Consider the following 242-nt stretch of genomic DNA (forward strand, 5'->3'; position numbering starts at 1 on the left):
TCATGTTGCGCACCTGGTCCATCACCCCACCGAAGTTCGGGTTGCTGCGGCCCCAGATGTCGCGGGTGAAGATGTCAGCCTTGAATGCCACCGCAGCGATGACGATGAACATGATCAGCGGCACGACTTTGGCGACGGTGGTCACCAGGTTGATGAACGCTGCTTCCTTGATCCCCCGCAGCACGAGGAAATGCACGCCCCACAGCAACAACGATGCGCTGATCACCGCCGCCGGCGTATTG

At 60.3% G+C, this 242-nt stretch carries 1 protein-coding gene; it reads right to left on the reverse strand.

Annotated elements, in window-relative coordinates; genetic code table 11:
• The coding region (locus J5M66_RS26795; RefSeq protein WP_207810211.1) for an amino acid permease at positions 1-242 on the reverse strand (242 nt) is incomplete at both ends.

It is taken from the genome of Pseudomonas sp. 67(2021), from assembly GCF_017491835.1.
GTDB classification, from domain to species: Bacteria; Pseudomonadota; Gammaproteobacteria; order Pseudomonadales; family Pseudomonadaceae; genus Aquipseudomonas; species Aquipseudomonas atacamensis.